This window comes from Shewanella sp. SR43-8 (assembly GCF_014163775.1).
Classification (GTDB): Bacteria; Pseudomonadota; Gammaproteobacteria; order Enterobacterales; family Shewanellaceae; genus Shewanella; species Shewanella vesiculosa.
Window position 1 is genome coordinate 39297 of sequence record NZ_JACJDX010000018.1, and the last position, 12963, is coordinate 52259.

Genomic DNA, 12963 nt, shown 5'->3' on the forward strand with positions numbered 1-12963 from the left:
AAAAATATAATTCTCAACAAAATTCAAACATTAAATGTGTTCAGCGATACTCTTGGCTCGTTCACTATCGCAACCTAAATGCTCTAATACTTCAGTTAATATCGTTTGTTTTTTTGCAGTATTGTTATTGGTTGTCACCCAAAACCCGCTAGCAGCGATTTCTTTTGGATTAGAAGATTGACTAGAATTGAGTAGCGCTTGTTTAGAACGAGCAAAATACAAGCGCCCTTTCCCTTGTACATTCAGTACTTTATCAAAGTCACTGCGAGCTGTGGTTTCAAGACTGGCTAATAAGTGCATAAAACGCCCTACTGCACCTTTTTGCTGGCTCAACAAATGCTGACTAACAATAGCATCAAAATCAATCGTTGCTGGTGACGATGTTTGTTCATCTGCAGGATTGTATTGGCCGGTGCTATTTTGTTCAGCAATGATTTTTTCAACAGCAGCTTTTGCTTGGTTAAAAACCGGATGATGACTAGCTGCTGATTCAGATTCTAAACTGGGCTGACTGATGGAAGCGGGTAAACTTATATCGACATTTTCAACTGACAAGTTCAGTAAACGACGTAAAATATCCGAAGCGCTTTCGCCAATGCGTTCAGTCTTACTGGCAATAAAGCGATAAAGTTCTTCGTCAATCTCAATGTATTTCATCAGAGTCATCCTTTTTCTATCAGTCTTTGTTACTACTGTCGCCATTATTTGACTGGCGCTTGGTAATTCGGGAGCGCAGATCGCCTATTACTAATGCGATCAAAAATTATGGCTTCAGTGTAAGCCAAGCTTAACCAACTAATAAAGTCACAAAATCATTAAATGGCCTATATTCTTAAAAATTTATCAAAAGGCGGGTAAAATATCATCAACAATGGTCACTATCGTTATGATGACTTGATTTGATTGGCTCATTACAGCAAAATCTGCCGTACAAATTGTCCCAATGAGCTTATTGCGTTATGCATTTCGTATCTTCTGGTCAAGGTGAAGCCGTCCTACTTATTCACGGGCTATTTGGCAATCTTGATAATCTAAAAAATCTCGGTAGTGTGCTTGAGCAACAACATCAAGTTATTCGGGTTGACGTCCCCAATCATGGCTTAAGTGAGCATTGGGATCAGATGGACTACCCACAGTTGGCTGATGCCATGATAGATGTTCTCGATGAATTACATCTTACACAAGCCCATGTGGTTGGCCACTCAATGGGTGGTAAAATTGCCATGGCAATGGCACTGCTTCATCCTGAGCGAGTTATAAGCTTGGTTGTTGCCGATATCGCACCTGTTGCCTACAGCCCAAGACATCAAATCGTGTTTGCAGGCCTAACCAGTTTAGAATTAAACGCCAATACCACACGCAAATCAGCCTTATCACATTTAACGTCTGCCGGTATTGATGAGCCAACATCGCAGTTTTTACTTAAGAATCTGCAACGCACTGATAGCGGTTTTGAATGGAAAATGAATTTAACTGGGCTAATTGAATCTTATGATCGTATTATTGGCTGGACATTACCGTTAACAGACGACAATCATTTCGATAAGCCTGCATTATTTATCCGTGGCGGTGAGTCAAATTATGTCACGGCTGAACATCGCGATGAGATCATGCGTCAATTTCCACATGCCAGCGCGAAAACACTAAATGGCACAGGTCATTGGTTACATGCCCAAAAGCCAGAGATATTTAACCGTATCGTGTCTGAGTTTATTGAACAAAACCAAGGGTAAATTTTTAATATTTCCCCTTTTGTACATAGCCGATCGTATCCTGATGTGATATATTCGCGCCCTCTTTTCGCCAGACACTTAATCGCGAAGGTAGAAGTATGTTAAACCAATACATGGATCAAATTGAAGCGGTTGGCTTAAACCTGTTTTTTGCATCGATATTCTTTTTTATCGGCATGGCTATCCATGATGTGCTTAAACAGGGTGACGTCCCCAAATTTGGTCGATATATTGTTTGGGCAGTGTTATTCCTCGGCTGCGCCGGGTTTATTGCAAAAGGTATTATTCAGATGACCTGGGAAGGCTCTGGGATCGGTTAAAGAGTACAATGGCAAAAGAAACAACAGATAGAACGACTATTGACCTTTTTGCCGCAGAAACTCGCCGTGGGCGTCCGAGAAGTAACCCACTGTCTCGTGAGCAGCAATTAAAGATCAATAAGCGTAACCAAATTCAGCGTGATCGCGCTAACGGTTTAAAACGAATAGAGTTAAAGGTGTCACAAGATTTATATGATGCCTTGAACCAACAAGCTTTGAACAGTAACATCAGCCGTAGCCAGTTAATCGAATTTATTCTGCAACAGCAACTCGACAACTGAGACGTTTTTAGAACATCGCACAACGCGAACTAGATATTTAAAGGATAGACAATGGCAACTGTAGGTCTTTTTTTCGGTAGCGACACTGGCAACACCGAAGCTGTAGCCAAAATGATCCAGAAAAAACTGGGTAAAAGCATGTTAGATGTCAAAGACATCGCCAAGAGTACTAAAGAGCAAATTGCTGAATACGATTTGCTTATGTTTGGTATTCCAACTTGGTATTACGGCGAAGCACAGTGTGATTGGGATGATTTTTTCCCGGAACTTGAGCAAATCGACTTCACCGATAAACTAGTCGCTATTTTTGGTTGTGGTGACCAAGAAGATTATGCTGAATACTTCCTTGATGCTATGGGCATGATACGAGATATCGTTGAAGCTCGTGGTGGCATTATTATTGGTAATTGGCCATCAGAAAGTTATAACTTTGAAGCATCTAAAGGCATGGCTGATGACAAGCACTTTGTTGGTTTAGGGATTGACGAGGATCGTCAGCCAGAACTTACCGAAGAACGTGTTGACGGTTGGGTTAAGCAGATATATGAAGAAATGTGTTTAGCTGAGTTAGAAGACTAACCCACATCATCAAATTAGTTTTGTGATTAAAAGCGGCTTTATTGCCGCTTTTTTATACCTATGGTTTAGGTTTAACGATTAAGTAACTATTAATATGTCAGTCCATCATTCAAACCCATTACCCACTCATTGGGATATCTTTTGTACCGTGGTTGATAACTACGGCGACATAGGTGTAACTTGGCGTTTAGCTAAACAATTGGCAAGCGAATATGGCATACCCATTAATTTATGGGTCGACGATCTATTGAGTTTTTCTCATATTTTACCCTTGCTAAATCCTGCAAAAAGCCAGCAGGAATTTAATGGTGTGAATATTTTTCACTGGGAAACTCCAATTAAAATAGAGTATGAAGCTGGCGCTGTGATAATAGAAGCCTTTGCTTGTGAATTACCATCACAGGTTAAATCTATTATTGGCCAGTTACATATTCAGCCAGATACTCAGACGCCTATTTGGTTAAACCTTGAATATTTAAGCGCTGAAAAATGGGTTGATGGCTGTCATGGACTACCATCAACACAGCCCAATGGTGTTAAGAAGTGGTTTTACTTTCCAGGATTTAGCCCTAAAACTGGCGGACTGATTTGTGAAACACAATTATTTAAGCAACGAGATCAATGGCAAGCCGATCCGAAACATAAATTAGCATTATTCCAGCAACTAGGTTTGCAGGGTATTAATGCTCAAGATAGGGTAATCAGTGTTTTCAGTTATGAAACTCCCGCGTTAACTGCGCTGTGTGAATTATGGCAAGCATCGTCAACGCCCATCCATGCGCTTATCCCTAAAGGCCGTAGTTTACATAGTTTATCCAGTTTATTGCCTTGCGCCATTGCAGATTTGATGTCCGGTCAACAATTTACTCTTGGCAACCTAACCATACATATATTACCTATGACAGATCAAAATGACTTTGATCGCTTGCTATGGAGCTGTGATTTTAATATTGTGCGGGGTGAAGATTCGTTTTTACGTGCTCAATGGGCCGCAAAACCCTTTATATGGCACATTTATCCTCAAGAAGATGATTATCACTTGGTAAAATTACAAGCTTTTATGCAAATTTACTGCGATAATCTTGCTCCAGAAATTGCTACCACTTGGTCTGAGGTGAATTCGGCCTTCAACTGTGGTGATACAAACTCGGTAGTAATGCACTGGCAACAGTTAAATTCTGTTAGTTTGCCTTTAACGCACCATGCGATTAAATGGCCAATTAACGCGTTAAATGATGCAGATCTTGCGAGTCGACTCGTTCAATTCGTTAACAATTGCTAAGATACTGCTCTATAAATAAAAAAAGTCCAAATATATAGGAAATAGTGAAATGAAAACTGCTCATGAAATCCGTCCTGGTAACGTGATCATGTTAGATGGCAGCCCATGGGTTGTTCAGAAGACTGAAACAACTCGTTCTGGCCGTAACGCTGCAATCGTTAAGTTAAAATTAAAGAACGTATTGCTAGATTCTGGTACTGAACAAACCTTTAAAGGTGAAGACAAGTTAGACGATATCATTTTAGAACGTCTTGATTGTACTTACTCTTACTTTGCTGACCCTATGTATGTATTCATGGATGAAGAATACAACCAGTATGATGTAGAAGCTGATAACTTAGGTGATGCTGCTGACTATATCATTGATGGTATGGAAGACGTTTGCCAAGTGACTTTCTACAACGAGAAAGCGATTTCTGTTGAATTACCAGTTCACATTGTACGTGAAGTTATCTACACCGAGCCTTCAGCTCGTGGCGACACTTCAGGCAAAGTAATGAAGCCAGCTACCATTACTGGTGGTGGTACTATTACGGTAGCAGACTTTGTTAAAGTGGGTGACAAGATCGAAATTGATACTCGTACAGGCGAGTTCAAAAAGCGCGTTTAATCGCCAGTTAACTTGGGTTATTAGTAAAATAGTAATAACACAAGTCAACTCATTAAAAGCCAGCACTACGTGCTGGCTTTTTTGTTATTAAACCCTATATCACCACTAAATACAGCGTCATAAATAGCATAAAACACTGAAGCAAAGCCTAATTTACCCCAGAAAACAGTATTTTTGACTGATATTATTATCATTTTTACCCATTTGCCCCTTTCACAATAACGATAAATTCGTTATGGTTCGCTAACTTAAGCCGTATTTAGTTATTGAGAGTAGTATGCGACCCATTATCAAATCCAATAAACTTGACTCTGTTTGCTACGATATCCGTGGACCAGTGCATAAAGAAGCCCGCCGTTTAGAAGACGAAGGTCATCGTATCTTAAAGCTTAATATCGGTAACCCGGCCCCGTTTGGATTTGAAGCGCCAGAAGAAATTGTGCGTGACGTTATTTTAAATCTGCCAAGTGCTCAAGGATATTGTGAGTCAAAAGGCTTATTTTCTGCCCGCAAAGCAATTGTGCAACATTATCAAGCACAGGGTATTTTTGGCGTTGATATTGAAGATATCTATATTGGTAATGGTGTGTCAGAACTTATCGTCATGGCTATGCAAGGATTGCTCAATACTGATGATGAAGTCCTTATCCCCTCACCTGATTACCCGTTATGGACAGCAGCTGCAAACCTCGCTGGCGGCAAAGCAGTGCATTATCGCTGTGATGAGGAAGCGGATTGGTTTCCTGACTTAGACGACATTAACAGTAAAATTAGTAGTCGCACCCGCGCGATAGTATTAATCAACCCAAACAACCCTACTGGTGCTGTGTACAGTAAAGAGTTGTTGTTGCAAGTTATTGAGCTATGTCGCCAGCACGATTTGATTTTATTTGCTGATGAAATTTACGATAAAATTCTCTATGACGAAGCTAAACATATTCCTGCAGCAGGTTTGTCTGATGATATTCTAACTATCACCTTTAATGGCTTATCGAAAGCGTATCGCGCCGCAGGCTTTCGTGTGGGTTGGATGATGTTATCGGGTAATTTAAAAGCCGCTAAAAGCTACATTGAAGGTTTAGAAATGCTTGCTTCAATGCGCTTGTGCGCCAACGTACCCAATCAACATGCGATTCAAACCGCATTGGGCGGCTATCAGTCCATTAATGAGCTGATATTACCTAATGGCCGTTTAACGATTCAGCGTGATGCTGTGTATGAATTGCTTAACCAAATTCCTGGTGTCAGTTGCAAAAAGCCTCAAGGTGCCTTGTACGCATTCCCGAAATTAGACATGAAAAAGTTTAATTTACGCGATGACGAACGCTTGGTATTAGATTTACTCAGAAATAAAAAGATTTTGCTAGTTCAAGGCACAGCCTTTAATTGGCCAGAACCGGATCATTTACGCGTGGTTTTTTTACCGTATAAAGAAGATCTAACTAAAGCAATAACTGAATTTGGCAATTTCTTAGAAGATTATCGTCAATAGACACAATATCTCTGCCATAAAATACTAAGCGACTGAACAGTCGCTTTTTTTTATCGATAAGCTGCTGTAAGCTGAGACAAACTATTGAGCGCAGTAAGGAGTCTCATGAGTCATTTATTTGCCCATTTATCACGGATGAAACTGATCCAACGTTGGCCGTTAATGCATAACGTACGCCGTGAAAACGTTCAAGAGCATTCGCTGCAAGTGGCGATGGTCGCTCACGCTTTAGTGATCATCAGTAATAAAAAATTCGCTACTGACTTAGATGCTAATAAAGCGGCTGCGATTGCCATTTATCATGATGCCAGTGAAATTTTGACCGGCGACTTACCGACACCAGTAAAGTACTTTAATAAAGAAATCGAAGCTGAATATAAAAAAATAGAAGCTATAGCAGAACAGCGTATGCTGGAAATGGTCCCTGTTGAGTTTAGAGAAGATTATCGTAGTCTGTTTATCAGTGAAGAAGCCGACCCACAATATAAGGCCATTGTAAAAGCGGCGGATACACTTTGCGCATATTTAAAGTGCCTAGAAGAACAAAAAGCCGGTAATAGTGAATTTAATAGTGCCCGTAAACGTTTAGAACAAATGTTAGACGATAACACTAACCCTGCTGTAGGTTATTTCCGTGAGTGTTTTATTCCAAGTTTCACATTGAATTTAGACGAAATTAATCAAATGCTGTAAAGGAATTTTATGCCTGATAACACCATCGAGTCCAGTGATACACAACAGAGCAGTCGTTGGCTACAGCGTTTACTCGGTGAAGATAAACAACGCCGAAATGATCATCGTAGTCCATTTCAGCGTGATCGCGCCCGTATTCTGCATTCAGCTGCATTTCGTCGGCTTCAAGCCAAAACACAAGTGCTTGGCGTTGGTATGAATGACTTTTATCGCACTCGGCTGACACATTCATTAGAAGTGTCACAAATTGGTACTGGCATTACTGCTCAACTACGGCGGAAATATCCAGAACTGCGGTATTTACTCAATTCAATGAGCCTTATTGAATCAATTTGTTTAGCCCATGACATAGGCCATCCTCCTTTCGGACATGGCGGTGAAGTGGCATTAAATTACATGATGCGCCATCATGGTGGCTTTGAAGGCAATGGGCAAACCTTTCGGATTTTAACTCGTTTAGAACCCTACACGCCTTCATGGGGAATGAACCTGACCCGCCGAACGTTACTCGGGGTAATGAAATATCCCGCAACTCATGGGCAGTTATTTGTGGATCAACAACGTCCTGATATCGTTAATCACCGTCAATTAAAACCCTCAGAATGGCCGCCGGTGAAAGGATTGTTTAATGATGACAAGCCCATTATTGATTGGGTATTAGCGCCATTATCAGAGTCTGACAGGCAATTATTTATCAGCAGTGAACAAAGCCATACGCACCTTGATTATCCCCATTTAAAAACACGCTATAAATCATTTGATTGCTCGATTATGGAGTTGGCTGATGACATAGCTTACGCAGTACACGATCTCGAAGATGCCATTGTCATGGGGATTGTCAACCAACATCAGTGGCAACGCGATGTGGTCGAACAATTAACTGAAATCAAAGATCAATGGCTGATATCGGAAATGGCTAGCATTGGTGGCAAGCTGTTTTCCCATGAGCATCATTTACGTAAAGATGCTATCGGTACCTTAGTCAACGGTTTCGTCACCGCGATTGGTATTAGCGCCAATCCGCAGTTTGACGAAGACTTATTAAAATATAATGCCGAACTGGAGCCAGACTTTGCTGCAACATTGCATGTACTGAAACAATTAGTATTCAAGTACGTTATTCGTAAACCGGAAATCCAAATGCTGGAATACAAAGGCCAACAAATTGTGATGGAATTATTTGAAGCATTTGCCTCAGATCCTGAACGTCTTTTACCCGTCAATACTCGTGAGCGATGGTTAGCGGAGCGTAATGAAGGGAATAATTCAATGCGAGTGATTGCCGATTATATTTCTGGCATGACAGATGGATTTGCAAGTCGCTTACATCAGCAACTATTTGGTTCAAAAGCAGCGGGTATTATGGAGTTAAGCAGCGAGCAATAAAATTAATTGCCGCCGTTAAGTTTCCATAAAAAAGCGCTTGGTCATTACGACCAAGCGCTAACGGGTTAGATAAGGGGAAATAACCCACACTTCTCACACTTCACACAAAAAAACATCGGACTGTTTACTTTGGGTACATAAACGCTTGGATTTGATTTAACGTCAGCTGTGGCGTAGCCCCATGAGACTGAGCAACCATAGCACCCACTGCACAAGCAAAATCAATCGCATACTGCGGATCAGTATCCGTGCACAATTGATACAGTAACGACCCTAAAAAAGAATCTCCGGCGCCAACGGTATCAACTACATTGACTAAATAACCTGAATTATAATACTTCTTCCCAGCAATACTCAGTAATGCACCATGACTGCCTTTGGTGACACATAAATAATCGGTATGGGTTTGGACCGCAATAAACTCGAGATTTTGCTCAAGTGAGTGAAATGGCGAGCCCATGGCCTTAGCGATTTCATAGAGTTCATCATCATTGAGCTTAATAAAATCTGCTTGCTTCATTAACTCGACAATACTCTCAAGTTGATAATGTGGCGCACGAAGATTGACATCAAACACACTAAATTTGGCTAAACCTACCAGCGCCGTTAATGTACCAAGTGACACCGCACTTCGACCGATTAAACTGCCAAACACCAACACATCTGAACAATGAACAAGATCGATGATAGCGTCAGTTAATGCGATATTGTCCCAGGCAGTATCGGCGACGATGTCATAAGACGCCGAACCACTTTTATCTAAGCTCACTTGCACTGTGCTGGTACTTTTTACGGTATCAATGGCGATACAATTCCGATTAACGCCGCGTTCATCAATGAAAGCCAATAATTCATGACCCAATTGATCGTCGCCAACCGCACTGATCATTGACCCTTTAATACCCAAGGCATTGAGTCTGACACAGACATTTAACGGCGCGCCGCCAACGCGTTTACCGTCAGGAAAACAGTCCCATAATACCTCACCAAAACAGCTGATATTGATATCTGCGGTGGCTTTATGATTAATTAATATACTGTTCATCACTATTCCTTAGCGTCTAATCTTGCTTGCATAATGGTTTTAATCTCACTTTCGGGTGCATATAAGGCCGAAATCGCTTGGCGATAATCTTGGCAAAAGCTTGCTTGATGACAAAGATCACCAAATAAATCGCTTAACTGTAAAAAAGCCAACGGATCTTGCGCCGTCTTGCTGGCAAAATCGTGTAATTGCGGTGCCATTTGGTCACTAATCGCTAATGTTTGCCCTTGCTGATCGACGCGCTTATCACTGTATAAACACCATGCCGCAATCACTAAAGTCGCCAATGAGCTGTCGCGGCCTAAGGCGATATTTTCATTAATCGATGCAATGATAAATTTAGGCAATTTTGCCGAACTTTCTGAGCAAATACGCGCCAAACTGTCTTTAATGTTCGGATTGGCAAAACGTTCAATTAAGGTGTCTTTGTATTGGGTTAAATCAATCCCTTCAAGTTGTTCAACTAATGGTGTGACTTCATCGTCCATAAAGCGGCGTAAGTAGCCTGCAAATAGTGGATCAGATACTGACTCATCAATGGTGGCAAAGCCATGGATAGATCCTAATAAACCTAATACTGAATGGCCAGCATTTAATAAGCGGATCTTCATTTTTTCAAACGGAGTAACATCAGCCACAAATTGTGCACCGACATTATCTAACGGCGGACGACCATCACTAAAATTATCTTCAATGACCCATTGGCTAAACGCTTCACACGTGATCGGCCATTGATCATTAATACCTAAGGTACTGGCAACATAATCAATGTCGGCTTTGGTGGTCACTGGGGTGATACGATCTACCATCGCATTAGGAAACGAGACATTATCTGCTATCCATTTGCCTAATTGAGTATCGTTTTTATTCACAAAGGCCAACAGCACTTTACGAGTCATATCACCGTTATGCTGAATATTATCACAAGACTGCACCGTAAAAGGTTTCATCCCTTTGATTTTACGTTGCTTCAATGCGGCAGTTAGATAACCAAATGCGGTAATAGGATCTTCTGGATGACTCATGTCATGAATAATATCTGGGTTAGAGTAATCAAACTCACCCGTAGCAGGGTTAAAGTTATAGCCCCCTTCAGTAATTGTCAGTGACACAATTTTAGTATGTTGATGTATCAATCGATCAATCACGGCTTGCTTATTTTCTGGTGCGAACAGAAAATCAATCATAGCGCCAATCACTTGATGATCAATCTGACCATTCGGATGACGCACGGTTAAACTGTATAAGTAGTCTTGTTTAACCAACACATCACGTAAACTACGATTGGCTTCTAATAAACCAACGCCACAAATAGCCCAAGATTCAGAGCCCGGCTGTTTTAATAACTCATTAATGTATACCGCTTGATGAGCACGGTGGAAACCGCCAACACCAATGTGAACGATACCTGCTGTTAACTTACTACGATCGTACCTAGGTACATCAACATCACTAGGTAAAGTGGATAAACATTGTTGATTTAAGGTCTTAAGTGGAACGTTTACTTGTTGAGCGTGATGCATGTACATGCCTCATAAAATAATAAATGATGGAACTGAATGTTATTTCAATTAAATAACACTTCAGACTAAGACTCATTTGCCGTTGTTCGTATAAGTCTTGGTTCAGCAGTATGATAATTTAATTTTTTATGTCTTCTTAATGCGACATAAGAACAACTAAAATAAATAACAGTACAAACCAGGCAGATGGTTTCAAACAGTGATTTATTAACGGTATAGATCTCCATAGTTGGGCTATAAAACATCACTCTTGCCGCCAAAATGCTAATCATAACCAATGAGAAAAATGCAAAACCATTGAGTAATTTTGTTAATTTACTATTGTCTTCAACGTGAGGGTTATCACCTTTGGCCATAGTATCCTGATACTGTGCAATTTGCTTTTGCTCTATTTCATCAGCTTTAATATGTTCAGAATAATCCAAACCTGCACCATATTTATTAGCTAATAAAGTATAAATAATAATGGTGAATATCCACGTAGGAATAAACAAATAATAAAATGAAATAATATTAAGCGTATTTAGGCCAAAACCAAACACGAGTGCTAATGCCCAAGATGCAATTGCCGGAGTGCTCTTGGTTAAGTTTTGATATTTAGCCCAATAACGGGTTAAACCAATCTTAGGAAATAACACGTGTTCAGCAAACACTATGCCTCCCACAGGAACGACTAATAAACCAGCGTAAGTCAATAAGGGTAACATCTGAGTAAATACAAACGGGAAACAGGCAATCACCATGGTCACAAGACCGACTATCGCAGTAGTACGTTCACGAGATTGTTTAACAAATATCGACTGTGCAGCTAATCCTGCGCGATAGAGATTGGCGTTAGCAGTAGTCCAACCAGCAATAATGATAATCACAAAACCAGAAAAACCTAGAGCTTGATATGCCACATCACCGGGATCGAGTTGGCTAATAGTGGTCTTAAGTATGACGGCAGTCCCCGCCCCCATAATACCTGCGGAGATCCACGCTAAATAATGACCAAAGAACATCCCGACACCTGATAACAAACCATAACTTTTACGTTTAGCGAAACGAAAAATTGCCATATCAATCAAACCAAAATGAGTAATTGAATTGGCGGCCCATGCAAAACCAATCACTTCGAGCAAGCCAATACCAGGCTCGCCTTTATCATTTAAGCCGGTCCAGATTGAACTATCACCTATCGTCATAAAATCTTGCCAGCTATTGAGAGTGGTGCTACCAATCACATGATTTGATAACGCTGGGAATAACGAAAAAGAACCCGCGATGAAGATAACAAATAACCAAGGCGCACAGATTTTAGAAAAATCTGCCACAGTCGAGAAACCATACATGGCGACCACAACAACAATTGAGCCAACGGCTAATACAATCATCACAAACCATAGACTACTGGGATACCAATTTAACTGTGCGGGAATATCAAACAAGAAGCGAACTGCAGTGGATGATACAGTGATCATTGCTGCCGATATCACCGAAAAGATCACCACGTTTGCCCAATTATAAAGCTTAGTCATCGAATCGCCTGCAATTTTATTTAAGTAATTATATAAACTTAAACGCGTTTCGACCGCAATTGGTGCAGTTAATAGCCACCATGAACACATGGCTAGTAGGTTGCCAATAAGTAAGCCTAAAAGAATATCAATGGTCGACGCCCCTAAAGCGACAAACGTTGCCCCAATAACAAATTCAGTTGCGGCAACATGCTCCCCAGCATACAAACCTGCAAAATGTTTCCAACCGTGCAATTTATTTTTGGCAACGGGAAGTTGCTCTTCATTCATCAGTTTGAATGAAGCCTCATGTTGACTTATTGTCATTATTTTTATTTCCTGTTTAGGAGATAAGTAAAACCCTCACCTAAAAATGATGATAAAGTGATACTGTATAACCTTTACTGACTATTTATTATTTCGCTTGAGTAGAAATAATAACCCCATTTATATTTTTATCGTCCTTATTAATGACTAAAGTATTAGTATTAGTATTAGTATTAGTATTAGTATTAGTAAG

13 protein-coding genes are annotated in these 12963 nt (G+C 40.4%); 9 read left to right on the forward strand and 4 right to left on the reverse strand.

Annotation, left to right across the window (positions count from 1 at the left end; translation table 11 throughout):
• Positions 1–30: 30 nt before the first annotated feature.
• Positions 31–657 carry a replication initiation negative regulator SeqA gene (gene seqA, locus H5114_RS19140; protein ID WP_182723786.1) on the reverse strand — a complete coding sequence of 209 codons (627 nt, stop codon included), beginning with the start codon at positions 655–657 and terminating at the stop codon, positions 31–33.
• Between the two features lie 302 nt (positions 658–959).
• Between seqA and H5114_RS19145 the strand changes: the two genes are divergently transcribed.
• From H5114_RS19145 to H5114_RS19185, 9 genes are all read left to right on the forward strand, one after another.
• Positions 960–1733, forward strand: a complete 774-nt coding sequence (locus H5114_RS19145; protein ID WP_182723787.1) for an alpha/beta fold hydrolase — start codon at positions 960–962, stop codon at positions 1731–1733.
• Positions 1734–1831: 98 nt separating this feature from the next.
• Positions 1832–2053: a DUF2788 domain-containing protein gene (locus H5114_RS19150; protein ID WP_124014960.1), complete on the forward strand. Its 222-nt coding sequence runs from the start codon at positions 1832–1834 to the stop codon at positions 2051–2053.
• A gap of 8 nt (positions 2054–2061) precedes the next feature.
• Complete coding sequence (ybfE, locus tag H5114_RS19155; RefSeq protein WP_011637372.1) at positions 2062–2334, forward strand: LexA regulated protein; 273 nt, start codon at positions 2062–2064, stop codon at positions 2332–2334.
• A 51-nt stretch (positions 2335–2385) separates the two neighbouring features.
• Positions 2386–2913, forward strand: a complete 528-nt coding sequence (fldA, locus tag H5114_RS19160; protein WP_124014961.1) for a flavodoxin FldA — start codon at positions 2386–2388, stop codon at positions 2911–2913.
• Between the two features lie 94 nt (positions 2914–3007).
• On the forward strand, positions 3008–4195 hold the full coding sequence (gene earP, locus H5114_RS19165) for an elongation factor P maturation arginine rhamnosyltransferase EarP (RefSeq protein ID WP_182723788.1): 1188 nt from the start codon (positions 3008–3010) through the stop codon (positions 4193–4195).
• A 49-nt stretch (positions 4196–4244) separates the two neighbouring features.
• Positions 4245–4805 carry an elongation factor P gene (efp, locus tag H5114_RS19170; protein ID WP_124014963.1) on the forward strand — a complete coding sequence of 187 codons (561 nt, stop codon included), beginning with the start codon at positions 4245–4247 and terminating at the stop codon, positions 4803–4805.
• Between the two features lie 277 nt (positions 4806–5082).
• Positions 5083–6297: a pyridoxal phosphate-dependent aminotransferase gene (locus tag H5114_RS19175; RefSeq protein ID WP_182723789.1), complete on the forward strand. Its 1215-nt coding sequence runs from the start codon at positions 5083–5085 to the stop codon at positions 6295–6297.
• 105 nt (positions 6298–6402) lie between these two features.
• Positions 6403–6990: a 5'-deoxynucleotidase gene (gene yfbR, locus H5114_RS19180; protein ID WP_182723790.1), complete on the forward strand. Its 588-nt coding sequence runs from the start codon at positions 6403–6405 to the stop codon at positions 6988–6990.
• Between the two features lie 9 nt (positions 6991–6999).
• A complete protein-coding gene (locus H5114_RS19185; RefSeq protein ID WP_220492617.1) occupies positions 7000–8376 on the forward strand; it encodes an anti-phage deoxyguanosine triphosphatase in 1377 nt (458 codons plus the stop codon).
• Positions 8377–8500: 124 nt separating this feature from the next.
• Here the strand turns inward: H5114_RS19185 and H5114_RS19190 are convergent, their stop codons facing one another.
• From H5114_RS19190 to H5114_RS19200, 3 genes are read right to left on the reverse strand one after another with little or no spacing between them, the layout of a single operon-like run.
• Positions 8501–9421 (reverse strand): carbohydrate kinase, encoded by a 921-nt coding sequence (locus H5114_RS19190; protein ID WP_182723791.1) that lies wholly within the window; start codon positions 9419–9421, stop codon positions 8501–8503.
• A gap of 2 nt (positions 9422–9423) precedes the next feature.
• Positions 9424–10950 carry a mannitol dehydrogenase family protein gene (locus H5114_RS19195; protein ID WP_404948364.1) on the reverse strand — a complete coding sequence of 509 codons (1527 nt, stop codon included), beginning with the start codon at positions 10948–10950 and terminating at the stop codon, positions 9424–9426.
• Positions 10951–11009: 59 nt separating this feature from the next.
• Positions 11010–12770, reverse strand: coding sequence for a cytosine permease (locus tag H5114_RS19200; protein ID WP_124014968.1), 1761 nt, complete (start codon positions 12768–12770; stop codon positions 11010–11012).
• Positions 12771–12963: the final 193 nt, after the last annotated feature.

Coding starts and splice junctions, on each gene's coding strand:
- seqA (WP_182723786.1), bottom strand. CDS start 657: ATGAAATACATTGAGATTGACGAAGAACTTTATCGCTTTATTGCCAGT.
- H5114_RS19145 (WP_182723787.1), top strand. CDS start 960: ATGCATTTCGTATCTTCTGGTCAAGGTGAAGCCGTCCTACTTATTCAC.
- H5114_RS19150 (WP_124014960.1), top strand. CDS start 1,832: ATGTTAAACCAATACATGGATCAAATTGAAGCGGTTGGCTTAAACCTG.
- ybfE (WP_011637372.1), top strand. CDS start 2,062: ATGGCAAAAGAAACAACAGATAGAACGACTATTGACCTTTTTGCCGCA.
- fldA (WP_124014961.1), top strand. CDS start 2,386: ATGGCAACTGTAGGTCTTTTTTTCGGTAGCGACACTGGCAACACCGAA.
- earP (WP_182723788.1), top strand. CDS start 3,008: ATGTCAGTCCATCATTCAAACCCATTACCCACTCATTGGGATATCTTT.
- efp (WP_124014963.1), top strand. CDS start 4,245: ATGAAAACTGCTCATGAAATCCGTCCTGGTAACGTGATCATGTTAGAT.
- H5114_RS19175 (WP_182723789.1), top strand. CDS start 5,083: ATGCGACCCATTATCAAATCCAATAAACTTGACTCTGTTTGCTACGAT.
- yfbR (WP_182723790.1), top strand. CDS start 6,403: ATGAGTCATTTATTTGCCCATTTATCACGGATGAAACTGATCCAACGT.
- H5114_RS19185 (WP_220492617.1), top strand. CDS start 7,000: ATGCCTGATAACACCATCGAGTCCAGTGATACACAACAGAGCAGTCGT.
- H5114_RS19190 (WP_182723791.1), bottom strand. CDS start 9,421: ATGAACAGTATATTAATTAATCATAAAGCCACCGCAGATATCAATATC.
- H5114_RS19195 (WP_404948364.1), bottom strand. CDS start 10,950: ATGTACATGCATCACGCTCAACAAGTAAACGTTCCACTTAAGACCTTA.
- H5114_RS19200 (WP_124014968.1), bottom strand. CDS start 12,770: ATGACAATAAGTCAACATGAGGCTTCATTCAAACTGATGAATGAAGAG.